The organism is Roseibium sp. AWQ4_254, assembly GCF_056161025.1.
Genome location: NZ_JBSWYH010000001.1, coordinates 109,856 through 130,956 on the forward strand (window position 1 = coordinate 109,856; position 21,101 = coordinate 130,956).

Here is a 21,101-nt window from a genome sequence, read left to right on the forward strand (position 1 = left end):
CTCTTGGTCACGGCCCAATAGGGCTTTTTTTTGTGAGGCGGGAACAGGTCCGTCAGCGATGCTGCGGCTGCATGATCGTTTCAGCCTTGCTTTACCTGACGCAGCGCCCAGACCCTGACGGCGGAGGACAGGGGATCGTCATGATCCCGTGTATCGTCTATTTTGGCGATCAGGCTGGCAAGCGAGCGGTTCTCCGCCTCCACATAGTCATCGACCACTGCCCAGAAATCCGGTTCCAGGGCGAGGCTTGTGCGGTGCCCATGCAGGGAGAGAGAGCGTTTGACGAGCGCCACGGTTTAATCTGTGCCGCTGTCAGACGGCGTGCCAGCGCTGTCCAGCTGATGTCCGTCGACTTGTGTTTCAAGGGATTCACGGCGCTTGCGTGCTTCTTCGCGTTCAGCCTTTGTGCGGCCGAATTTGCGCCGGTTGTTGTCCGCCTGTTTCTCCTTGCCTTCCCGTTGTTTCTGTTTACGGGCATGACGCAGATTGATGATTTCGGCGCTCACAGGAGCTCTCCGCCGTCAGGTCTTCTTGCGGAAGGCGTCAAGGGAAACGACCTCCCCGCCACCGTCATTCTCAGATGGTTTTGAGACCACGGCCGGGCTGGATTTTTTGCCCGGGGCCGGAGCCTCGGTGGGGCCGTTGGACTGCGTTGTGTCCTTGTCGGCATGGTCCTGTTCGGCCTTGGCCAGCTCTTCAACCGCTTCCAGAAGCTCTTCTGGCAGCTCTTCTGCGGTCTTGCCCGGGTCGAATTCCAGCGCGAATTGCACGGAGGGATCAAAGAAGCCCTTAATGGCGGAAAACGGCACCAGCAGTTTTTCCGGAACGCCGCCAAAGGACAGCCCCACTTCAAAAGCGTGCTCGCCTATGGCCAGATCCCAGAACTGGTGCTGGAGCACAATGGTCATTTCCTGCGGGTAGCGTTCTTTGAGCCTTTGGGAAATGCGCACGCCGGGCGCGTTGGTGTCAAAGGCAATATAGAAATGATGATCGCCGGGCAGGCCGGTGCGGCCGACTTCGGCAAGGATCTTCTTGACCGCGCCCCGCAGCGCGTCCTGGATCAGGATATCGTATCGCAGAAGGTCTTCAGACATCAGTTCTCGTCGAATCTTGATTGGGATCTGTTAATCTCGGCACACATTGACGTTCCGGCGCGGAAAAGAAAAGTCAATTTTCGAAGTGATACAGGATTAATGCGGCCTTGCCGAGGCAGTAACTCTGCCGGGACTTTTTCCACTGGTTCAAAGAATGTTTGGGAAGACGCAAGAAAAGGCAAGGTGAAGGCTTCTGTTGCCAGGTGCCTTCGGACCCCGCCTGCCGGTGCTAATCCAGCAGGGCTTTAAAGGACTACCGGCACTGCATTACGCAGCGACAGCGTTGTCCATAGCATAGTTGTCGTTTGCAACTATTAAAACAGCCCGATAACGGTGGTACAATGCCGAGCAAAAGCACAGTCTTTACGCCCTCGTCGATCCTATTTCGCCCCCGCCGAAACCCGTGAACCATCAAGATCCTGGCTCACGGGTTTGGGTGGAGGCGCCGGGTACCGCCCCCGGGTCCGATAGGTTTATTGCACTGACAATTTATTGCCATAGCTGGCGAACCAGCATGCCTGATATAAGCGTTTCAGAGCGGAATGGAAAGGGGCCTTGCGGCCGGAGCAATGCTTAGCCGGCTGGCTGGAGCCGTATACGGCCCGCTTTGGCGGATGTCATCCACAGGCCGGGCAGCGGGATCTGGGGAAAGTGCGGGCAGGGGGCTGCGTTTTCGGCGGAATCTGCGAAGTTACTGGACCGTGCTCCCACTCTTTGACCCAAGGGCCTTTGCCGTGCAGCAATATCTCGATCTTCTGGCAACAATTCTGGCAACCGGTGTGGACCGCAGCGACCGTACCGGCACCGGCACCCGGTCGATCTTCGGCCACCAGATGCGCTTTGACCTGTCAGAGGGGTTTCCGCTGGTGACGACCAAGAAGCTGCATCTCAGATCGATCATCCATGAATTGCTCTGGTTCCTGGCGGGGGATACCAACATCCGTTATCTGAAGGAAAACGGGGTCAAGATCTGGGACGACTGGGCGGATGAAAACGGCGACCTCGGCCCGGTCTACGGCTACCAGTGGCGCTCCTGGCCGGCGCCGGATGGCCGGTCCATTGACCAGATCGCCAGGCTGCTCGAGATGATCCGGACCAGCCCGGACAGCCGGCGGCTGATCGTCTCGGCCTGGAACCCGGCTTTGGTGGACGACATGGCGCTGCCGCCCTGCCATTCCCTGTTTCAGTTCTATGTGGCTGAAGGCAAGCTCTCCTGCCAGCTCTACCAGCGCTCCGCCGATGTCTTTCTGGGCGTGCCCTTCAACATTGCCTCCTATGCGCTGCTGACCATGATGGCCGCACAGGTCACCGGCCTCAAGCCGGGCGACTTTGTGCATACTTTTGGCGATGCTCATCTTTACAGCAACCATTTCGACCAAGCTCGCGAGCAGCTCACCCGCGCCCCGCGCGCTTTGCCGGAAATGAAGATCAATCCTGACGTTACGGACCTCTTTGCCTTCACATATGAAGATTTCGAGCTGACCGGCTATGACCCCCATCCGCATATCGCAGCGCCGATTGCCGTTTAGGCTGCCTGTCGTGGCGCCTTTTTTGGGGTGAGGTCTTTGACGACCCTTTAGACGGAAGCTGTTCAAACTTCTGGCCGTGCCGGCCTTGAAGCCGGAGCGCTTTGTGTCCGCGGATATCGGCCGCAGTGCAGGGCCGGGGCCGCATTGAGCGGGAATTGCAGCTACAAAAGGTTTCGCGGTTATATGGCGTCACACCGGTTTGCCTTGTGCCTTGAAATCTCTGTCTTCGGGCGGCGACTTGTGATTCCGATGAAACGGGACTTGATTTGCGCTCATCCTATTCGGTGCCTTCTCCCGTCCGCAAAAACCATGCTAGGAGACGGGCTTAACAGTTTTCCCGGATTCGGAGATCATTTTGCCGGACCTCGTTCTGATCGCCGCCGTCGCCCGCAACGGGATTATCGGCTCGGACAATGACATGCCCTGGCGCCTGCCGACCGATTTGAAGCGGTTCAAGCGCCTGACGCTGGGCTCTCCTTTGGTCCTGGGCCGGAAGACCTTTTTGTCCTTCGGCGGGCGGCCCTTGCCCGGACGGCCCCATGTGGTGATCTCCCGCGATTCTGCCTATGGGGCAGAGGGGGTTGAGACAGCGGCTTCGCTTGAAGCGGCTCTGCAGCGGGCCCGTCAATTGGCTGAAGCGAGCGATGCGGCAGACATCTTCTGCGTTGGGGGCGGTCAGGTCTATGCCCAGGCAATCAGTCAGGCGGACCGCCTTGAAATCACGGAAGTGGACGCGGCGCCGGACGGGGATACGCGCTTCCCGGAAATCGATCCGCTCGTCTGGGAAGAGACCGCCCGCGAGCAGGGCGTGCGCACTGGCAAGGACAGCGCAGATTTCACCTATGTGACCTACCGGCGGAAGGCCTGAGCCGTGACAGAGTTTGAGATGGCTGAGGGGCTGATGGCCCGCTGGGTTCGGCTGGAGGCGCTTGGGCCTCTGGAGGTTTATGCGCTTTTGAAACTGCGGCAGGATGTCTTCATTCTGGAACAGGCCTCACTCTATGGAGATATTGACGGCAAGGACCCGGAAGCGCTGCATCTGCTGGTGAAAGAGCTGAAGACAGGCGAACTGGCCGGTGTCCTGCGCCTGATGGCCGATGACGCCAGGGGCAGGGTCAGGATCGGCCGGGTGGTGATTGCCAAGGCCGCAAGGGGCACCGGTCTCGGCCGCAAACTGATGCAGGCGGCCATGGCCAGGGCAGGGGATCTGGTTCCCGGCGGCGCCATTGATCTATCGGCTCAGGCCCATCTGGAAGCCTTTTATCAATCCCTTGGATTTGAGACCGTCTCGGACGTCTATATCGAGGATGGCATCCCCCATATGGACATGGTGCGTCCGGGCATGTGAGGTCCGTTAACCCCTGCGGGCAAACTTTCGCGCCAATCGACTTGACATAACGGAAGTTGGTCCCCACCTGCGGCCCGGGAAAACGCAATGGTTTGCGGCAGGGGCACAACCGGGCTTTTGATTGAAAGCATCGGGTAACCTCCCTATAACCAACGATGAGTCAGAACGGGCGCAAGCCCATTCCCGGCGGGAGACGCCGGGGTTCATAGAAGGAAGTCTTGATGCCTTGGAGCAATCAGTCAGGTGGCGGTGGCCCCTGGAAGGGTGGCGGAAACAATGGCGGCCCATGGGGCGGCGGAGGAAACAACAACGGCCCTTGGGGCGGCGGCCCGAACCGGGGCGGCGGCGGCGGGGGCAACCCGCCTGATCTGGAAGAGCTCCTCAAACGCACCCAGGACCGCATGAAAACCGTCCTTCCCGGCGGTGGTGGCGGCGGCCTTGGGATTGCCGGCATTCTGATTGTCGTCGGTGTCGTGGTGGTCGGCTGGCTTCTGACCGGTCTTTACACCGTTGATTCCCGCGAGCGTGGTGTGGAGCTCGTGCTCGGTAAGGTTGTGGGTCTGACATCTCCGGGCCTGAACTACAATTTACCCTATCCGATCGGTGAAGTTTACAAGCCCGCGGTGGAGCTTCAGCGCGAAACCACCGTTGGGGTCGATGAAACCTACTCCAGTTCCGGTTCGGTGCGCTCCCGGGATATCCCGGAAGAAAGCCTGATGCTGACCGGTGATGAGAACATTGTCGATGTCGGGTTCAAGGTTCTGTGGCGGATCAAGAGCACGACCGATGGCATCACAGACTATCTGTTCAACATTCAAGACCCGGACGGAACCGTGAAAGCGGTGGCGGAAAGCGCCATGCGCGAGGTTGTCGGCGGCTCGAACATCGATGCGATCCTGACGGAAAACCGAGTGTCTATTCAGAACGACGTTGCGTCGCTGATGCAGAAAACGCTGGATTCCTATAATGCCGGTGTCGAGATCTCCGAAGTGCAGATGCAGCGGGTGGACCCGCCCGCACAGGTGATCGATGCCTTCCGGGATGTCCAGGCCGCCCGTGCCGACCAGGAACGGATCCGCAACGAAGCGGAAGCCTATGCCAACAAGGTGGTTCCCGAAGCCCGCGGCCAGGCCGCCCGTATTCTGGAAAAAGCCAACGGTTACAAGGACCAGACAATTGCCGAAGCAACCGGTCAGTCCCAGCGTTTCACCAAGATCTACGAACAGTACAAGGACGCGCCTGACGTGACCCGTGAACGTCTCTATCTTGAGACGCTGGAAAAGGTTCTGGGCTCCAACAACAAGATCATCATCGACAGCGACACTTCCGGTTCGGGCGTTTTGCCTTATCTGCCGCTGAACGATTTGAACGGACGCGGCTCAGCGCCGTCCGCACGGACGGGAGGAAATTGATCATGCGCAGCGGTATTCTCGCAATTCTCCTACTTGTCGTTGTCATTGTCGGCTATCTGTCGGTCTTTGTGGTCAATCCGACCCAGCAGGCCCTGGTCCTGCGCTTCGGTCAGATCGTCGAAGAGCCGAAGACCGAACCTGGTCTTTATTTCAAGATCCCGTTTGTTCAGAACGTCGTCTATCTGGACGAACGCATCTTGAATTTGAACATGCCGCCGCTTGAACCGATTTCCTCGGACAAGAAGCGGCTGATCGTGGATGCGTTTGCCCGCTACCGGATCTCCAATCCGGTTCTGTTCTATCAGCGTGTTCAGAACGTGCAGACGGCCAATCGGCGCCTGTCGACCCTGCTGCAGTCCTCGCTGCGTTCGGAAGTTGGCCGGACCAGTTTTGTGGCGCTGGTGCGCGATGACCGCTCCGGCGTGATGGAAAACATCCGCCGGGATGTCAGCGCCAATGCCAAGGAGCTGGGGATCGAGGTGATCGACGTGAAGATCCGCCGGGCGGATCTGCCTGATGCCAACTCACAGGCCATCTATGCCCGCATGCAGACGGAACGTCAGCGTGAGGCGACCGAAATCCGGGCGCAAGGGGAAGAGCAGTCCCGCCGGATCCGCTCCCGTGCGGACCGCGATGCGACGGTGATTGAAGCGGAAGCCAACCGGGATGCGGAAATCATCCGCGGTGACGGCGATGCAGAGCGGAACCGGATCTTTGCGGAAGCGTTTGGCAAGGATCCCGAGTTTTTCGCGTTCTACCGGTCCATGCAGGCCTATGAACAGGGTCTGAAGTCCGGGGATACCAGCCTGGTGCTGTCGCCGGATTCCAGCTTCTTCCGGTTCTTCAAGGACCCGACCGGCGAAAACGCCCCAGCGGTTGCGCCGGTACCGGGCGGTGAGGGCGTTTCGAGCGGGTCCGCCTCGCTCGCCGCCCAATGAATGACTTTGTGACCGCACTTGGTCTGGTCCTGGTGATTGAAGGAGTTCTCTACGCGCTGGTGCCCGGTGGCATGAAAGCCATGATGCGCAGCGCCCTTGAAACATCGGATCAGACCTTGCGCACAGCCGGTCTTGTTGTGGCCGCAATGGGGCTGATAATTGTGTGGATCATTCGCGGATAACGAAAAGTTTCCGGGCGGGAGGCGTTAAAATCTCCCGCCCGTTCTATATTTCGACGAAATGTCTTGAAAATCGCCGGCTGTTCGGGTTCGACCGGCAAGCCCTACCGGCAGGGATGAGGAGAAAGCCCCATGGCTCCAGATTTTGTTCGCCGCCGCATGTCCCGGGTCGCCTTTGCGGCGGCGGGTCTCGTGCTCGGTGGCCTTGTTGTGCTGCAGCCCTTTGAGAGCGCGCAGGCGCAGGGACCGGTCTCGGTCGCCGATCTTGCGGAAAACCTCGCAGATGCCGTTGTCAACATTTCGACAGCGCAGACCGTGCAGGGCCGCCGCTCCGTGCCGATGCCCCAGGTGCCCGACGGGTCGCCGTTCCAGGAATTTTTCGAAGAATTCTTCAACCGGCAGAACCGGGACAATGACCAGCCGCGCCGGGTGCAGTCCCTGGGCTCCGGCTTTGTCATTGATGGCACCGAAGGCATTATCATCACCAACAATCACGTGATTGAAGGGGCGGATGAAATCACCGCCAATTTCAATGACGGCACCAAGTTGAAGGCCGAGATCATCGGAACGGACGAAAAGACCGATCTGGCCGTGCTCAAGGTGGAGCCGGAAACCCCGCTCAAGGCGGTTGATTTCGGCAATTCGGATGCGATCCGGGTTGGCGACTGGGTGATGGCCATCGGCAACCCTTTTGGCCTTGGTGGCACCGTGACGGTCGGGATCGTTTCCGCCCGCAACCGGGACATCAACTCAGGACCGTACGACAATTTCATCCAGACCGATGCCTCCATAAACCGGGGCAATTCCGGTGGCCCGTTGTTTGACATGGACGGCAATGTGATCGGTATCAACACGGCGATCATCTCCCCGTCCGGCGGCTCTATCGGCATCGGCTTTGCGATTCCGGCGAAAACGGCCATGCGGGTGATCGGCCAGCTGCGCGAGTTCGGGGAAACCCGCCGGGGCTGGCTGGGCGTGCGCATTCAGGAAGTGACCGACGAAATTGCCGAGAGCCTGGCCATGGACGAAGCCATGGGCGCTCTTGTGGCTGGAGTAACCGACGATGGTCCGGCGGCAAAGGCGGAGATCGAGCCGGGTGATGTGATCGTCAAGTTCGATGGCAAGGAGGTCGAGGCCATGCGCGAATTGCCGCGTATGGTGGCAGAAACCGCGATCGGCAAGGAAGTGGAAGTCACGGTTCTGCGCAAGGGCAAGGAAGTGACAATCAATGTGATTCTGGAGCGGCTTGAGGAAAGCCCGGCGACGGAAGCCAGCCTCAAGGAAGAGGAACAGACCCAGGAAGCGCCGTCCGCCACCAGTGAAGTGCTTGGCATGATGCTGGCCGAACTGGATGATGAGCTGCGGGAAAAATTCTCCATTGAGGCCGATGTCACCGGTGTTGTCGTGACCGAGGTGAAGCCGGATTCCTCTGCGGCTGAAAAACGCGTCACAGCAGGCGATGTTATCAAGGAAGTCGCCCAGGAGCCGGTTGAAACCCCGGGTGATGTGGAGGCGGAGATCGGCAAGCTGAAAGATGACGGCCGCCGCTCGGCCTTGCTCCTGTTGTCCAACCCGACTGGAGATGTCCGCTTCGTTCCGGTCCGGATCGAGGACGAGTAACGAACTTTCACAATTGAAAACAAAGCATGAAGGGCGCTGACCACAGCGCCCTTTTTATTTGCGGGAAGCCCGCTCAGGCTCCTGCTTGACACCAATTCTTCCCGCAGGATTGGGCATGCCGCGTTGCAATGGTTTCAAACCGTTTGCTGCGTTGAAATCTCTGAGGTCAGTCAGCGAAAGGTGGAACTGACTCGTGCCGACACGTTCTGACCCGTTCTACCGATCAATGTTTGCCGCCGTTCTTTATCTCACGATGCTCTAATCCGGCTCTTCATTTTGGGCTTGCATAAAGAATAAGTATAAACTTATATATTGAAATGATCGAAGATACAATTTTCAAGGCTCTTGGAGATCCAACCCGCCGGGCGATCTTCGAGAAACTGGCAGCTGGACGCATGAATGCGAGCAGTCTCCGCCAAGGCATGAGCATCAGCCAGCCAGCCATGTCCCAGCATCTGGCCGTGTTGCGAGAGGCAAGGCTTGTGCGCGCGGAACGCAGCGGCCGTGTTGTCAACTATGAGGTCGATCCCAAGGGCATGGAGCACCTTGCCCGGTGGCTGGAACGATACCGCGAGTATTGGCCGAAGCGTGTCGATGTGCTGAAGGGCGTTGTGAAGGATATGGAAGAATGAACAAGCGGATACCGGGCCAAACATCTGCCAGGCTCGAATTTGAATACGATCTGGAGGCCCGTCCGGACACGGTCTGGCGCGCCTTGCTTGATAAGAAATTCAGAAAAAAATGGCTGCCAGAAGAAGATTTGGCGATGCCGGATGCCTTTTCTGTCAGGCCGGGGTGTGAGGTCTGTTACCGGATGCGGGCATCTGTGCCTCCTTTTTTGGAGAGCACCGTCATCTTCCGGATTTTTCCGAACGCGGATGGAGGAACAGTGCTGCGAATCATTCACGAGCCGCCAGCTGCCTGTTATCGCCGGAATTTAAGGGCGGACAACGCGAACTGCGTTTTGACCAGCCTTGCTGCATGAGCGTACCGGATTCATCCAGGCCCGGGATTTAAGAATGTTCCGAAGACGGGGAGACTGCCAATGAGCGAAACGATGCAGCTTGTTCCAATGGTTATCGAACAGTCGGGTTTTGGTGAACGCTCCTTCGACATTTATTCGCGATTGTTGCGCGAACGTATTGTTTTTCTGAACGGAGAAGTCAACGATACGGTTTCTGCCCTGGTTTGCGCACAGCTTCTTTTTCTTGAGTCGGAAAGTTCTAAAGAGCCGGTTCACCTTTATATCAATTCGCCCGGAGGTGTCGTGACCAGTGGGTTTGCAATGTATGACACAATGCGCCACATCCGGGCGCCGGTACATACTTTGTGCATGGGAACTGCGCGCTCCATGGGGTCTTTTCTTCTCATGGCAGGCGAGCCTGGGCAAAGGGCTGCTCTGCCAAATGCCAATATTCTGGTTCACCAGCCCTCCGGTGGTGTCCAGGGGCAAGCCTCCGACATTGCCATTCATGCAGAAGAAATTCAGAAAACGAAACACCGGATGACCCGGCTTTATGCTCAACATTGCGGCCAGGCGTTCGATGCGGTGGAACAGGCCTTGGACCGTGACCGTTTCATGTCAGCAGAAGACGCGCTGGAGTGGGGATTGATCGATCGGATTCTTGAGCCTCAGTGATCCTGTATATGCCGGGCCAATACCAAAGAGACTGTGTGTGAACCAAGATTCAGCTCAGCACAAAGTCCTGATCCGCATAGCCCTGTAGATAGAGAAGGGCGGTCAGGTCGCCATGGTCGACCCGGAAATCCGCAATCTCTGCCACAGCGGGTTTGGCGCGGTAGGCAATACCGGCACCGGCCCGCTCGATCATGGCCAGATCATTGGCCCCGTCGCCGACTGCCAGGGTCTGGGAAAAGTCCAGGCCTTGCTCTGCAACAAGCTCTTCGAGCCGGGCGCTTTTGGCGTCCCGGCCCAGAATGGGCTCTCCGACTTTGCCGGTCAGCTTGCCATTGTCTTCCAGAAGCGTGTTTGCGCGGTTCTCGTCAAAGCCGATCATGGCGGCAATGGCCTTGGTGAAGTGGGTAAAGCCGCCAGAGACCAAGGCACAGTAAGCCCCGTTTGCCTTCATGGTCTGCACCAGTGTGCGGCCGCCGGGCATCAGTGTGATCCGGGAGCTGAGTACTGTTTCAATGGCGGAGACCGGAAGACCGGCCAAGAGGGCGACACGCTCCCGCAGGGCCGGTTCGAAATCGATTTCACCGCGCATGGCCCGTTCGGTGATGCCGGAGATCCGGTCCTTGAGGCCGAGTTCGGCCGCCAGCTCATCAATACATTCCTGGCGGATCATGGTGGAATCCATGTCGGCAATCAGCAGGCGCTTGCGCCGTGAGGCCTGTGGCTGCACAAAGACATCCACCGGAGCAGATCCCACGATTTCTCTCAAAGCTGCCGAGGCCATGCTTGCATCTTGCCCTGCAAAAGGGATATCGGCTGCAACACCGGGGCTGAGAACGGCCGCCTGTCCGCCTGCGCCAAGGGCTGTTTGGGCCCGGCGGAGAAGATCCGTATCGACGGCGGGGGCAGTCGGGGTAGACACCAGAGTGGCAACAAGAGACATGAACAGATCCCAGGACAAAAAATGGACGCAGCCGCCAGGCCGCAGCGCCATTCTGATAGCCGGACCGACCGCCAGCGGCAAGTCCGCTTTGGCGCTGGACGTTGCGGCGGCCCTGGATGGTGTGATCGTCAATGCGGATTCCATGCAGCTTTACCGGGAGCTGCGGCTGGTCAGCGCCCGCCCGTCCGCTCAGGAAGAGGCGCGGGTGCCTCACCGGCTCTATGGCGTTCTGCCGGCCTCGACCGCCTTTTCCACCGGCGCCTGGCTGCGGCGGGCTCAGGAGGAGATCGAGACCATCTGGGCGGCGGCACAAACGCCGGTTCTGGTGGGCGGAACCGGCCTTTATTTCAAGGCCTTGACAGACGGCTTTGCCGACATGCCGCCGATCCCGCCTGCCATACGCGAAGAAGCCCGGAAGCTGGCCGAAGAGGAGGGCATCGCTGGTCTCAAGCAGGTGCTCAGCCAAGAAGGAGATGAACGGGCTGCAGCCGAGCTTGCCGATCCGCAGCGCCTTGCCCGGGCGCTGGAGGTGCTCAGGGCCACGGGTAAGCCATTGGCGCATTGGCAAGCCGCAGCCCAGTCCGGGCCGTTCCTGTCCCCAAAGGCTTGTATGTGTCTTGTTCTGGCGCCGCCAAGGGCTTGGTTGCACGACCGGATTGCCCAAAGAGCCAGGCTGATGCTGAGCGAAGACGGACTTGCCGAGGTGCGCGATCTTCTGGCCCAAAACCTGGACCCGGCCCTCCCGGCCATGCGGGCCATTGGTGTTGCGGAGATCGAGGCTTATCTCGCCGGGACTGCGGATCTTGAGGAAACGGCCGAGCGGCTGACTGTTGCGACGCGTCAGTATGCCAAGCGTCAGGAAACCTGGTTCCGCAACCAGATGTCCGCATGGCAACGGATTGATCCTTCTGGGGGAATCGATTTAGAAAACATTTTGGGGTCAAAGTGACACAAATCTGTCAACTTCTGGATGGTGCGGCGCAGCAGCGTATTTTTTCTTAACCTGTTGTTATTGCGTATATATTTTTGCCACTTTTCGGCATATACTTAAGATGGGTTTAAGGGTTATGCACTTTTAAATTGTGCTTTCCGTGGCCGGGATCAAGGAAATCAGGTGGTTTCCAGACAGGGATCGCCTGACCCGGTTGTAGCCTCATGAGGCTTGAGGGACAGACAAGCGCGGCCAGCAAGGCCGGCGGTCCGCAGAGGATGCCAAGTCAATAACTCTGAAGCTTGGGAGGAGTTCGGTGCAGACGATCTTTCTGGAATGCGGTTCCGTGCGTCTGGTTCCCTTGTCCAAGGGGGACATTGCTCTTGTAAAAAATCTTCACGCTGATCCCTTCGGCAACCGGTGTACAGATTTCTCCGGCGAGTGCCAGACGGCCGATGCCTCCGAGCTTGTGGCCTCGGCTCTTCAAACTCAGGCCGATTTGGGGTTCGCCAAATGGAAGGCTGTGTCTCAGGACGGTGCATTTCTGGGCTGGGCCGGGTTCACGCCGGTCAGCGAAACGTCTGAAATCAGCTTGAATTATTGCCTCTCGAACGAGGCACTGGAACAGGATGGGGACCTGGCCCCGCGCCTGTGCGCTGCCTTGACCGGCTGGTTTTTTGACAACACCTATTTCTCGCATCTTGTCGCTGTGGTGCGAACGGACAACCGGGATGTGCGCGAAGTGATGAAGGCGACCGGTTTTGCCCATCGGGAAAGCAAGGTGATTGAGGGCATGCAGGCGGATGTGTTCCAGCTGTTCAGCCCGTCCATGCAATCCTATCTGATGACGGCCTGATCCCAATCTCATTGGAGTGCGGACCGGTCCTCCGGCAATCGCAAAAATGTGCGGGCAGGGCTTGATCCTGCCCTCGGGCGCGGTATGGTTCTACGGCTTCCCTGTACCTTCCTTCCGGCGGTCCCCTTGACAGATATTCTCTTGAAAACCGCGCGGCTGCAGCTTGTGCCGTTCACGGCGGATGACTATCCGCTTTTGTCCAGATTGCACGCAGACCCGGAAGTCAACCGGTTCCTGTCGCCCGGCCGTTACCCGATGGCAGAGGATGAGGTGCACGAGCGCCTTGAAAAATATGTCGCCGATCATCTCCGGACAGGCTTCAGCAAATGGAAGGTTCTGACCCTGGGCGGGACCTTTCTCGGCCGGGCCGGGGTGACCTATATGGCGGATCTTCAGGTCTACGAACTTGGCTACACCCTCATGCAGTCCGCCTGGGGCAAAGGCTACGCAACGGAGATCGCCCGCGGGCTGGTGCCGTGGTTTTTTGACAAGACCGATGAGACCTGCCTGATCGCCTATGCCTATTCGGACAACACCGCCTCCCGGCATGTGATGGAAAAGGCAGGGTTCCAGCATTGGTATGATGCTGAGCGGCACGGTGTTGCCTGCAGCTTTTACCGGATATTCCGGAAGGAAGCTGAAGGTTGAAGCCTGCCGCAAAGCAGGTCCGCTCGCCAACTGCCGTGAAACGTCAAGGGCCGCACATGCGGCCCTTTTTGTTTTGTCAGTTTTTGCTCAGCCGGTCTGACCGGCTTCCGGCCGCCTTCAGACAGCTTTCAGGGCGCCCGGATTGCTGGTCTGCTGGCGCAGGGCCAGCTTGTTCATGGCCGAAACATAAGCGCGGGCGGAGGCGACCAGGGTGTCAGTGTCTGCGCCTTTGCCGGTGGCAATCCGGCCGTCGGCTTCCAGGCGTACGGAGACTTCCGCCTGAGCGTCCGTGCCTTCGGTCACCGCATGTACCTGATAGAGCGACAGGGTGGCCTCGTGGGGCGCGATGGCCTTGATGGCGTTGAAGGTTGCATCGACCGGGCCGTCGCCATTGGCTTCCTTGGTGATGTGCTGGCCGCCCACATCCATGGTCAGGATGGCTTTCTGCGGGCCGCCGGTACCCGCAATCACGGTCAGGGCAATGACCTTGGTGCTTTCGCCCAGAACGTTGATCTCATCCTCGACCAGCGCCTCGATATCCTCGTCATAGACGTGCTTCTTGCGGTCGGCGAGATCCTTGAAACGGCGGAAGGCATCCTGCAGGGCATTGTCGCCCAGCTCGTAGCCCAGTTCCTTCAATTTGTCGCGGAAGGCGTGACGGCCGGAATGTTTGCCCATGACCAGGGAGGTGGCTTTCACGCCGACATCTTCCGGCCGCATGATTTCATAGGTTTCGGCATTTTTCAGCATGCCGTCCTGGTGAATGCCGCTCTCATGGGCAAAGGCGTTCTTGCCGACAATCGCCTTGTTGTACTGGACGGCAAAGCCGGACGCACCTGCCACCATCTTCGAGGCGCGCACCATGAATTGCGGGTCGATCCCGGTGGTATATTGCAGCACATCCCCGCGGGTGCGGATCGCCATGACAATCTCCTCCAGCGCCGCATTGCCTGCGCGTTCCCCCAATCCGTTTATGGTGCATTCGATCTGACGGGCCCCCCCGGCGACACCGGCGAGCGAGTTGGCAACGGCCAGACCCAGGTCGTCGTGGCAGTGTACGGAGAAGACCGCCTGGTCGCTGTTGGGGACCCGGGCGCGAATCTCTTCGAACATGGTCTTGTATTCGTCCGGAGTGGCATAGCCGACCGTATCCGGCAGATTGATGGTGGTCGCCCCGCATTTGATGGCAGCTTCCACACAGCGGCACAGATATTCGATCGGCGTACGGGTGGCGTCCATGGCGGACCATTCCACATCCTCGATCAGGTTACGGGCACGGGTCACCGTGTCGGTGATGATGTCCAGCACCTCGTCTTCCGACTTGTTCATCTGGAATTTCAAATGGATCGGGGAGGTGGAGACAAAGGTGTGAATGCGGCCGCGCTCGGCATGTCTGACGGCCTCGCCGCAGCGGTCGATATCTGCGTGGATCGCGCGGGCCAGCCCGGCAATAACCGAGGTTTTCGCCCGTTTCGCAATGGTGCTGACAGCTTCAAAGTCGCCATTGGAGGCAATCGGGAAGCCGGCTTCGATGATGTCGACGCCCATATCGTCGAGAATTTCGGCAATCTGCAGCTTTTCTTCCAGCGTCATGGAGGCGCCGGGCGATTGCTCACCGTCGCGCAAGGTGGTGTCGAAGATGCGGATATGGTCGCTGGTGGTCGTCATGTCGTTTCGTCCCTGGCTTGGATCGGCATCCCTGGCCTTAGGGGCCATCGGTTTATGCGGCGCGATCCGGAATGCGTGATGCGTTTTTTTGAAGTCGCTCCCCTAAGTGCCCGTTCCGCGAAATCCATGCGGAGCAGCCGACGCTCAGGGGCATCTAAGAAGGAGGAGATCGCCAAGTAGAAGCAGCCCGCCGCGCAAGGACTGCGCGTCGAAATCAGAACCGGTAATGCCGCGTATCGCGATCATGGGTCTTGAACTGGGCCTTTGGTCGTCATCATGCCGTTTCAACCAGCCTAGACGCAAAAGCGTGAGCAGGTGGTTAACGGACCCTGTTCATACGGCAGGAGATGGCCCGTTGCAACAGGGATTTTAAGTTTGCCCCTGTGGCGCCGGATCCGTTTCTGTTGCTAGGGATTTCGCAGCACATCAGGCAGAACACCTCGGACGCGGCTAGAACGCACTATTGGCGAATGCCAAAAAGTCCTGCTCTCAAACAAACAACTCGCCCCTTGCCACCAGGGCGGCCTGGCCGCCGATGCGCACCGCGTGCAGGCCGCCATTTTCGATGTCGATTTCCAGATCGATCAGCGACGGGCGGCCCATTTCAAAGCCCTGTTCAATGCGGATGTGATGGGTTCCGGCGGTCAGGCCGTCATAAAAATGCACGACGCCGGCAAAGGCGGCGGCGGCCGATCCTGTGGCCGGATCTTCCGGAATGCCCATGTCGGGCGCAAACAGGCGGGCATGGAACGCACTGTCATGAGACCGCGTTTCCCGGCAATAGATATAGGCGTCGTTATGCGCGTCCTGACCAAATCCGGCTTTCCATCTGGACATTACCGGTTTGGCCCGGGCCAGCGCATCCAGATCGCGCACGGGCACGAAATTGAACGGAGGCCCGACCCGGAAACGGGACGGGGCGTGGTTTTCAAAGCCGATATCGGACGGTTCCAGATCAAGCGCGGCGGCGATCAAGTCAATATTGTGGGTGGGCCCAGCCGGTTCCGGCAGGCTCGGCACATCGAACTCGGCAAAAGCGGCGGCGTTCTCGCGCAGGATGACGGCACAGCGCACGGTGCCGATCTCCTGTTTCAGGACAACGACTGCATCCTGTTCGCCGCTGACCTTGCCGAAACGCTCGGTCGCCAGCAAAATGGCGGTCCCGACCGTGGGATGGCCGGCAAAGGGCAGCTCCAGCTTGGGCGTGAAGATGCGCATGCTGGCGGATTGGCCGGGATTTTCCGGCGGGAAGACAAAGACGGTTTCCGACAGATTGAATTCACCGGCAATCTTCTGCATCTGCTCATCGCTCAAACCTTCGCAGTCCAGCACCACCGCCAGAGGGTTTCCGGCCAGGATTTGATTGGTGAACACATCCAAGATCGCGTAGCGGCGGCCCATATGTCTCTCCCTGAAGAAGTCTGTCTCACAAGATGGTGAGGTGAGCGGACTTTTGCATTTTAACGCAGCTCCCGCCAGCCCTTAGTCGTATGGGTTGGTGAACAAAAGATTGATCAGGGCATGCGGGGGTTAATCGCCGTCCGGTCGCAAAAGATGCTCCGCCAGCTCGCGGGCGAAGGGGGCAATTGCCGGTGAGACAAGATCGTCCTTCCTGCGGAGAAGGACGATATCCGACAGCTCCTGTTCTTCCGACGCTTTGGAGTGGTCGAGGATCTTCTGGCGCAGGGCTGCGGCTGGTTCAGGACTGTCAAACACACGGGCAACGGAAATCCGGGCGCCGTCAAAGGCGATCAGCAACTGCCTCTTGCGCAGCCCGGCAGCGGTCTGACCGGTTTCTTCTTCCAGCTCCCGCTCGATTGCGCCGAGTATGTCGACCTTGCCGTCCGCCGTGACATCATTCAGATCTAGATTTCCCCCCGGCGGATAGATTTGACCGGCTGTCGCCGTATGGGGTGCCATCACGCCGTAAAGCAGGGCACCGTCCCGTGAGCGGATAATCGCAGAGCCGAAGAGATTGAAGGCTGTGGCGTCCGGCGCGCCCCAATCACGCCAGGTCAAGTGCGCCGCATAGCTGCTTTCGCTCAAAGTCCCCTCAAAGATCCCGTTCTCAAAGCGGTATCCCGTCAATTTCAGGGTGCGGCCGTTCCAAAGGAGAGCGATCTTTTTTTGCGCCTCGGCGAAATGGGCGGCAATTTCCGCTTCGTTGTCCTTCTCGAAGCGCCAGGGTGTATTCGTGCGGCGCAAGGTGATTTTGGAAAGGACATGGACGCCGCGCGTCAACAGCTTTTCCATCAGGGGAACGGCCTTGCCGGGCACCATCTCGCTGAGCCGGGTGGTGAGGGTCTGAAAGCCGTTCTGCTCATAAAAGCCGACCGCATGGGGATCGCTTTCCAGGGTCAGGCGGGCCAGCCTCTTGGCCCTCGCGGCATCTTCGGCCCTGGTGAGCAACAGATTGCCAATACCCCTGCCTTGAGCCTCAGGGGCAACAAACAGGAATTCAATGTGCAAGGTGCTCGCTTGCTGTTCGGCAACGCCGGAGAAGGCCACCGGATGCCCGTTCTGCTCGGCCACCGTCACCTCAAGGCTTTGCAGCGTGGCCGCTGTGATGCGCCAATCCGCCATGAACGCGGTCATCCTGTCCTCCGGATAGCCCCAGGAGGCTTTGGAGCGGCAAAGAATGTCCGTCAGACGCGGCGCATCGGCAAGGGTGGCAGGTCGAAGTTTGAGAGGCATGGGGAAACCGGATGTGACAGATGCCTAAGGCTTATCCGGAATATGTGAATGTTCCAAGGCAGAAAGAACGCCTGGGCCTTTGACACTGGACCGTTCCGAGCAGGCCGGTCCTTGCCAGTTTTAGGGCCAGTTTTAGGGCCAGTATTTAGGGCTGGTTTGAGAGCCTGTTTGAGGACACGTCTCGCAGGTCCGGCGCTTCTCAGGGCTTCGTGCGTAAACGTCCTGCGCGCAGTCCTTTCAGGACAACGCTTTAGCGGATGAAGGTGCCGTTCTGGAGTTCACTCACAGCCTGGATCAGTTCGTCGCGGGTGTTCATCACAATGGGGCCGTGCCAGGCAACGGGTTCCTTGATGGGGGCGCCTGAGACCAGCAGGAAACGGATGCCTTCGCTGCCCGCCTGGACCACGATCTCATCGCCGGTGCCGAAAATCACCAGCGTCCGGTCGCCGGTCTCGTCCCGGATCTTGAGCTCTTCGCCGCCAAATTCCTTCTCCGTCAACACGCCGAAGGGATTGGACGCGCCCTCAAAGGAGCCGGAGCCTTCAAAAATATAGGCGAAGGTCTGTTTGTAAGTGTCGACCTTGAAACGTTTTTTCTTGCCTGCCGGAACATGGATGTCGAGATATTGCGGCTCTGCGGCAATGCCGTCGACCGGGCCTCGCTTGCCCCAGAAATTGCCGCAGATGATCCTTGCCGAGGTGCCGTCATCGTCGGTCACGACGGGAATGTCCTTTGCCTCAACGTCCTGATAGCGCGGTTCGGTCATTTTCATGGAGGAGGGCAGATTGGCCCAGAGCTGAAAGCCATGCATGCGGCCACTGGCATCGCCCTTGGGCATTTCCTGATGCATGATGCCGCGCCCGGCGGTCATCCACTGGACGTCGCCCGCGCCCAGGTCGCCCTTGTTGCCGAGGCTGTCGCCATGTTCCACGGTTCCGGCCAGCACATAGGTGATGGTCTCAATGCCCCTATGGGGATGCCAGGGAAACCCGGCCAGATAGTCTTCGGGCCTCTCGTTGCGGAAATCGTCAAGCAGCAGAAACGGGTCCAGCATCTCCGGGTCCTGGAACCCGAAAACCCGTTCCAGCTTGACGCCGGCCCCTTCCAGGGTGGGCTGCGTAGCACCGATATGGGTGACCGGACGGATGGACATGGGCTTTGCTCTCGCTTGTGGAAGTCGTCGTTCAAAAGATAGCGTAACCCAGGTCAAAACCTAGCCGGGCCCCGACGAACGCAGTGTTTCGCCAGATGAAACAATGCCGTCTTGCCACAAGGGGCCGGATCTGCTTCGAAGACGGCCTTGCATCTTGCCGTCCGCCGGGCCACATGCGAGGTTGCCCGCCTGCTTGACCAGATGGTCGGTCAAACGCTTCAACCGGTTGATAGTTTATGGCTCCGATATTGTCTGTCACTGATCTGGAAAAAACCTATGACGGTGGGTTCCAGGCGCTGAAATCCGTGTCCCTGGACATTCATGAGGGGGAGGTGTTCGCGCTGCTCGGCCCGAACGGGGCGGGCAAGACCACGTTGATCAGCACCATTTGCGGTCTCGTGCAGCCCACCTCCGGCAGCATCACTGTGGGCGGATATGATGCGTTCAAGGAGTTCCGGGCCGCGCGCCGTCTGATCGGTCTGGTCCCCCAGGAAATGCCAACGGCTCCGTTTGAGATTGTCGGCGATACGGTTGCCTTCAGCAGGGGCCTGTTCGGGCTGCCGCCTGACCGCGAGCTGGTCGAGACTCTCCTCAAGGATTTGACGCTTTGGGACAAACGCAAGAACCCGATCATGTCCCTTTCCGGTGGCATGAAGCGCAGGCTGCTGGTGGCAAAAGCGCTGGCCCATGAACCGAAGATCCTGTTCCTGGATGAGCCGACTGCCGGTGTCGATGTGGAGCTGCGCCATGACATGTGGCGCATTGTGGGGGAACTGAAGGACAAGGGCGTCACCATCATCCTGACCACCCACTATATCGAGGAAGCCGAAGAGATGGCCGACCGGGTCGGGGTCATCAACAAGGGGGAGATCATTCTGGTCGAGAAGAAGGCGGAGCTGATGCGCAGTTTCGGACGCAAGGTGCTTCGCCTGCAGTTGACCGAGCCGCTAGACGGGCTTCCTGACAGCTTGTCAGCCTATGATCTGGCCCTGGAGGAGGCCGGCACCTGCCTGACCTATACCTATGACACCCGCGGGCCCCGCACCGGCATCACATCGTTACTGGGGGATCTGTCGGCGGCCGGGGTCCGGTTCCAGGATCTTCAAACCCAACAGTCGACCCTTGAGGATATTTTTGTCGATCTCGTGAAGCAGGGATAAAGCGCCATGCACAAGATTTATTCCATCCGCAATGCGGTGCTTGAGGACCGGGACAGGCTGACGGATCTGTGTCTGCGGTCGAAACAGTCCAATGGCTATGATGAGGCCTTCATGGCGCAATGTGTGGAGGAATTGCGGGTTCGGGACAGCTGGATCACCAAGGAAGATTTCTGGCTGGCCGAGTCGGGTGAGGGCGACATGATCGGCTGCCTGCGCTTTTCCTCTGACGGACAGGGAACGGGGGAGCTTGAAACCTGTTTTGTCGATCCAGACTGGAAAGGCAAAGGCGTTGCCGCCGCCCTCTTCAAGCGGCTGCACGCCCGGGCGCTTGAACTTCGTGTTGCCCGGGTAGGTGTGGACTCTGATCCCTTTGCCGAAGGGTTTTACAGCAAGATGGGCTTTGAGACAGTTGGGCGGGTGCCCTCCGGTTCCATCCCCGGGCGGACGCTGCCCAGAATGGAATTGATTTTGGAAGCCGGGCGGCCCACGTCGCCGGGCGACGCAAGGGGGCAAGGGCCGGAATGAATTTTGGAGCGATCAAGACCATCTACATTTCTGAAATGGCCCGGACCAAACGCACGATTATGCAAAGCGTAATTTCGCCGGTCATTTCCACGGTGCTATATTTTGTCGTGTTCGGTGCGGCCATTGGTTCGCGGATCTCCGAGGTGGACGGGGTCAGTTACGGTGCGTTTATCGTGCCGGGGCTGATCATGCTGTCGCTGATGACCCAGAGCCTGTCCAATGCGGCCTTCGGGATTTATTTTCCCCGCTTCACCGGCACGGTGTTTGAAGTCCTGTCGGCGCCGGTCTCGTATCTGGAAATCACGATCGCCTATGTGGGCGCAGCTGCGACCAAGTCTGTCCTGGTCGGGGTGATCATTCTCATTACAGCCACTTTCTTCGTTGACATAGAGATTCAACATCCGGTCTGGATGGCCGCCTTCTTCATGCTGACGGCGATTACCTTTGCCCTGCTCGGCTTTATCATCGGCATCTGGGCCGACAGTTTCGAAAAACTGCAATTCGTTCCTCTCCTGATTGTCACGCCGCTGGCCTTTCTTGGGGGCAGCTTCTATTCGATCAGAATGCTGCCGGAAATCTGGCAGACGGTGACAATGGCCAATCCGGTCGTCTATCTGATTTCCGGGTTCCGGTGGAGCTTCTACGGGCAGGCGGATGTGAGCCTTTGGCTGTCCTTGAGCGCGACCATGGTGTTTCTGGGCGGCTCGCTCGCCATTGTGCACTGGATTTTCAAGACGGGCTACCGGCTCAGGGCGTGAGTGTCTGCC

The 21,101-nt window shown here is 59.0% G+C and carries 24 protein-coding genes and 1 other RNA gene; 16 read left to right on the top strand and 9 right to left on the bottom strand.

Features of this window, described 5'->3' with window-relative positions:
* Positions 1 to 80: 80 nt before the first annotated feature.
* The 4 genes from ACXAIC_RS00440 to ssrA all read right to left on the bottom strand — a co-directional run bounded on the left by ACXAIC_RS00440 (position 81) and on the right by ssrA (position 1,647).
* A complete protein-coding gene (locus ACXAIC_RS00440; RefSeq protein ID WP_475172394.1) occupies positions 81 to 293 on the bottom strand; it encodes a ribbon-helix-helix domain-containing protein in 213 nt (70 codons plus the stop codon).
* A gap of 3 nt (positions 294 to 296) precedes the next feature.
* The gene (locus tag ACXAIC_RS00445) at positions 297 to 506 is read right to left on the bottom strand and encodes a DUF4169 family protein (protein WP_475172396.1); all 210 of its coding nucleotides are present in this window, start codon (positions 504 to 506) and stop codon (positions 297 to 299) included.
* 15 nt (positions 507 to 521) lie between these two features.
* Positions 522 to 1,094, bottom strand: coding sequence for an SspB family protein (locus ACXAIC_RS00450; protein WP_475172399.1), 573 nt, complete (start codon positions 1,092 to 1,094; stop codon positions 522 to 524).
* A 182-nt stretch (positions 1,095 to 1,276) separates the two neighbouring features.
* Positions 1,277 to 1,647: a transfer-messenger RNA gene (gene ssrA / locus ACXAIC_RS00455) on the bottom strand.
* 181 nt (positions 1,648 to 1,828) lie between these two features.
* Here ssrA and ACXAIC_RS00460 point away from each other — a divergent pair.
* From ACXAIC_RS00460 to ACXAIC_RS00505, 10 genes are all read left to right on the top strand, one after another.
* The gene (locus ACXAIC_RS00460; protein ID WP_475173002.1) at positions 1,829 to 2,623 is read left to right on the top strand and encodes a thymidylate synthase; all 795 of its coding nucleotides are present in this window, start codon (positions 1,829 to 1,831) and stop codon (positions 2,621 to 2,623) included.
* Between the two features lie 349 nt (positions 2,624 to 2,972).
* A complete protein-coding gene (locus tag ACXAIC_RS00465) occupies positions 2,973 to 3,491 on the top strand; it encodes a dihydrofolate reductase (protein ID WP_475173003.1) in 519 nt (172 codons plus the stop codon).
* A 3-nt stretch (positions 3,492 to 3,494) separates the two neighbouring features.
* Complete coding sequence (locus ACXAIC_RS00470) at positions 3,495 to 3,971, top strand: GNAT family N-acetyltransferase (protein WP_475172402.1); 477 nt, start codon at positions 3,495 to 3,497, stop codon at positions 3,969 to 3,971.
* A gap of 221 nt (positions 3,972 to 4,192) precedes the next feature.
* Positions 4,193 to 5,383 carry an FtsH protease activity modulator HflK gene (hflK, locus tag ACXAIC_RS00475; protein ID WP_475172404.1) on the top strand — a complete coding sequence of 397 codons (1,191 nt, stop codon included), beginning with the start codon at positions 4,193 to 4,195 and terminating at the stop codon, positions 5,381 to 5,383.
* A 2-nt stretch (positions 5,384 to 5,385) separates the two neighbouring features.
* Positions 5,386 to 6,321 carry a protease modulator HflC gene (gene hflC, locus ACXAIC_RS00480; RefSeq protein ID WP_475172406.1) on the top strand — a complete coding sequence of 312 codons (936 nt, stop codon included), beginning with the start codon at positions 5,386 to 5,388 and terminating at the stop codon, positions 6,319 to 6,321.
* Positions 6,322 to 6,329: 8 nt separating this feature from the next.
* Positions 6,330 to 6,503, top strand: coding sequence for a DUF2065 domain-containing protein (locus ACXAIC_RS00485; RefSeq protein ID WP_475172409.1), 174 nt, complete (start codon positions 6,330 to 6,332; stop codon positions 6,501 to 6,503).
* A gap of 129 nt (positions 6,504 to 6,632) precedes the next feature.
* Positions 6,633 to 8,120 carry a DegQ family serine endoprotease gene (locus ACXAIC_RS00490; RefSeq protein ID WP_475172412.1) on the top strand — a complete coding sequence of 496 codons (1,488 nt, stop codon included), beginning with the start codon at positions 6,633 to 6,635 and terminating at the stop codon, positions 8,118 to 8,120.
* Between the two features lie 317 nt (positions 8,121 to 8,437).
* Positions 8,438 to 8,752 (top strand): ArsR/SmtB family transcription factor, encoded by a 315-nt coding sequence (locus ACXAIC_RS00495; RefSeq protein ID WP_475172415.1) that lies wholly within the window; start codon positions 8,438 to 8,440, stop codon positions 8,750 to 8,752.
* Positions 8,749 to 9,105, top strand: coding sequence for an SRPBCC family protein (locus ACXAIC_RS00500; RefSeq protein WP_475172416.1), 357 nt, complete (start codon positions 8,749 to 8,751; stop codon positions 9,103 to 9,105). Before ACXAIC_RS00495 ends, ACXAIC_RS00500 begins: the two co-directional genes overlap by 4 nt.
* A 60-nt stretch (positions 9,106 to 9,165) precedes the next feature.
* A complete protein-coding gene (locus ACXAIC_RS00505) occupies positions 9,166 to 9,759 on the top strand; it encodes an ATP-dependent Clp protease proteolytic subunit (protein WP_475172419.1) in 594 nt (197 codons plus the stop codon).
* Positions 9,760 to 9,808: 49 nt separating this feature from the next.
* Here ACXAIC_RS00505 and serB read toward each other — a convergent pair whose 3' ends face one another.
* Positions 9,809 to 10,699 carry a phosphoserine phosphatase SerB gene (serB, locus tag ACXAIC_RS00510; RefSeq protein WP_475172421.1) on the bottom strand — a complete coding sequence of 297 codons (891 nt, stop codon included), beginning with the start codon at positions 10,697 to 10,699 and terminating at the stop codon, positions 9,809 to 9,811.
* Between serB and miaA the strand changes: the two genes are divergently transcribed.
* The 3 genes from miaA (at position 10,698) to ACXAIC_RS00525 (ending at position 13,134) form a co-directional block, all read left to right on the top strand.
* Positions 10,698 to 11,648 carry a tRNA (adenosine(37)-N6)-dimethylallyltransferase MiaA gene (gene miaA / locus ACXAIC_RS00515; protein ID WP_475172423.1) on the top strand — a complete coding sequence of 317 codons (951 nt, stop codon included), beginning with the start codon at positions 10,698 to 10,700 and terminating at the stop codon, positions 11,646 to 11,648. The genes serB and miaA overlap by 2 nt on opposite strands.
* A gap of 298 nt (positions 11,649 to 11,946) precedes the next feature.
* Positions 11,947 to 12,486, top strand: a complete 540-nt coding sequence (locus ACXAIC_RS00520) for a GNAT family N-acetyltransferase (protein WP_475172425.1) — start codon at positions 11,947 to 11,949, stop codon at positions 12,484 to 12,486.
* Between the two features lie 126 nt (positions 12,487 to 12,612).
* On the top strand, positions 12,613 to 13,134 hold the full coding sequence (locus tag ACXAIC_RS00525; RefSeq protein WP_475172427.1) for a GNAT family N-acetyltransferase: 522 nt from the start codon (positions 12,613 to 12,615) through the stop codon (positions 13,132 to 13,134).
* A 117-nt stretch (positions 13,135 to 13,251) separates the two neighbouring features.
* Here ACXAIC_RS00525 and ACXAIC_RS00530 read toward each other — a convergent pair whose 3' ends face one another.
* The 4 genes from ACXAIC_RS00530 to ACXAIC_RS00545 all read right to left on the bottom strand — a co-directional run bounded on the left by ACXAIC_RS00530 (position 13,252) and on the right by ACXAIC_RS00545 (position 18,649).
* On the bottom strand, positions 13,252 to 14,802 hold the full coding sequence (locus ACXAIC_RS00530) for a 2-isopropylmalate synthase (RefSeq protein ID WP_475172429.1): 1,551 nt from the start codon (positions 14,800 to 14,802) through the stop codon (positions 13,252 to 13,254).
* Between the two features lie 489 nt (positions 14,803 to 15,291).
* On the bottom strand, positions 15,292 to 16,203 hold the full coding sequence (locus ACXAIC_RS00535) for a PhzF family phenazine biosynthesis protein (RefSeq protein ID WP_475172432.1): 912 nt from the start codon (positions 16,201 to 16,203) through the stop codon (positions 15,292 to 15,294).
* 129 nt (positions 16,204 to 16,332) lie between these two features.
* Positions 16,333 to 17,496, bottom strand: a complete 1,164-nt coding sequence (locus tag ACXAIC_RS00540; protein WP_475172434.1) for a GNAT family N-acetyltransferase — start codon at positions 17,494 to 17,496, stop codon at positions 16,333 to 16,335.
* A 250-nt stretch (positions 17,497 to 17,746) separates the two neighbouring features.
* The gene (locus ACXAIC_RS00545; protein ID WP_475172437.1) at positions 17,747 to 18,649 is read right to left on the bottom strand and encodes a pirin family protein; all 903 of its coding nucleotides are present in this window, start codon (positions 18,647 to 18,649) and stop codon (positions 17,747 to 17,749) included.
* Between the two features lie 236 nt (positions 18,650 to 18,885).
* Here ACXAIC_RS00545 and ACXAIC_RS00550 point away from each other — a divergent pair, with 236 nt between their 5' ends.
* Genes ACXAIC_RS00550 through ACXAIC_RS00560 form a run of 3 tightly spaced genes read left to right on the top strand, consistent with a single transcriptional unit; the run spans position 18,886 to position 21,092 of the window.
* The gene (locus ACXAIC_RS00550) at positions 18,886 to 19,809 is read left to right on the top strand and encodes an ABC transporter ATP-binding protein (protein WP_475172439.1); all 924 of its coding nucleotides are present in this window, start codon (positions 18,886 to 18,888) and stop codon (positions 19,807 to 19,809) included.
* A gap of 6 nt (positions 19,810 to 19,815) precedes the next feature.
* The gene (locus tag ACXAIC_RS00555; RefSeq protein ID WP_475172442.1) at positions 19,816 to 20,334 is read left to right on the top strand and encodes a GNAT family N-acetyltransferase; all 519 of its coding nucleotides are present in this window, start codon (positions 19,816 to 19,818) and stop codon (positions 20,332 to 20,334) included.
* Positions 20,331 to 21,092, top strand: coding sequence for an ABC transporter permease (locus ACXAIC_RS00560; protein ID WP_475172444.1), 762 nt, complete (start codon positions 20,331 to 20,333; stop codon positions 21,090 to 21,092). Before ACXAIC_RS00555 ends, ACXAIC_RS00560 begins: the two co-directional genes overlap by 4 nt.
* Positions 21,093 to 21,101: the final 9 nt, after the last annotated feature.

Excerpts from the sequence above, each read along its gene's own strand:
- ACXAIC_RS00450 (WP_475172399.1), bottom strand. The coding sequence starts at position 1,094 with ATGTCTGAAGACCTTCTGCGATACGATATCCTGATCCAGGACGCGCTG.
- hflK (WP_475172404.1), top strand. The coding sequence starts at position 4,193 with ATGCCTTGGAGCAATCAGTCAGGTGGCGGTGGCCCCTGGAAGGGTGGC.
- hflC (WP_475172406.1), top strand. The coding sequence starts at position 5,386 with ATGCGCAGCGGTATTCTCGCAATTCTCCTACTTGTCGTTGTCATTGTC.
- ACXAIC_RS00490 (WP_475172412.1), top strand. The coding sequence starts at position 6,633 with ATGGCTCCAGATTTTGTTCGCCGCCGCATGTCCCGGGTCGCCTTTGCG.
- ACXAIC_RS00495 (WP_475172415.1), top strand. The coding sequence starts at position 8,438 with ATGATCGAAGATACAATTTTCAAGGCTCTTGGAGATCCAACCCGCCGG.
- ACXAIC_RS00500 (WP_475172416.1), top strand. The coding sequence starts at position 8,749 with ATGAACAAGCGGATACCGGGCCAAACATCTGCCAGGCTCGAATTTGAA.
- ACXAIC_RS00505 (WP_475172419.1), top strand. The coding sequence starts at position 9,166 with ATGAGCGAAACGATGCAGCTTGTTCCAATGGTTATCGAACAGTCGGGT.
- miaA (WP_475172423.1), top strand. The coding sequence starts at position 10,698 with ATGAACAGATCCCAGGACAAAAAATGGACGCAGCCGCCAGGCCGCAGC.
- serB (WP_475172421.1), bottom strand. The coding sequence starts at position 10,699 with ATGTCTCTTGTTGCCACTCTGGTGTCTACCCCGACTGCCCCCGCCGTC.
- ACXAIC_RS00530 (WP_475172429.1), bottom strand. The coding sequence starts at position 14,802 with ATGACGACCACCAGCGACCATATCCGCATCTTCGACACCACCTTGCGC.
- ACXAIC_RS00535 (WP_475172432.1), bottom strand. The coding sequence starts at position 16,203 with ATGGGCCGCCGCTACGCGATCTTGGATGTGTTCACCAATCAAATCCTG.
- ACXAIC_RS00540 (WP_475172434.1), bottom strand. The coding sequence starts at position 17,496 with ATGCCTCTCAAACTTCGACCTGCCACCCTTGCCGATGCGCCGCGTCTG.
- ACXAIC_RS00545 (WP_475172437.1), bottom strand. The coding sequence starts at position 18,649 with ATGTCCATCCGTCCGGTCACCCATATCGGTGCTACGCAGCCCACCCTG.
- ACXAIC_RS00550 (WP_475172439.1), top strand. The coding sequence starts at position 18,886 with ATGGCTCCGATATTGTCTGTCACTGATCTGGAAAAAACCTATGACGGT.
- ACXAIC_RS00555 (WP_475172442.1), top strand. The coding sequence starts at position 19,816 with ATGCACAAGATTTATTCCATCCGCAATGCGGTGCTTGAGGACCGGGAC.
- ACXAIC_RS00560 (WP_475172444.1), top strand. The coding sequence starts at position 20,331 with ATGAATTTTGGAGCGATCAAGACCATCTACATTTCTGAAATGGCCCGG.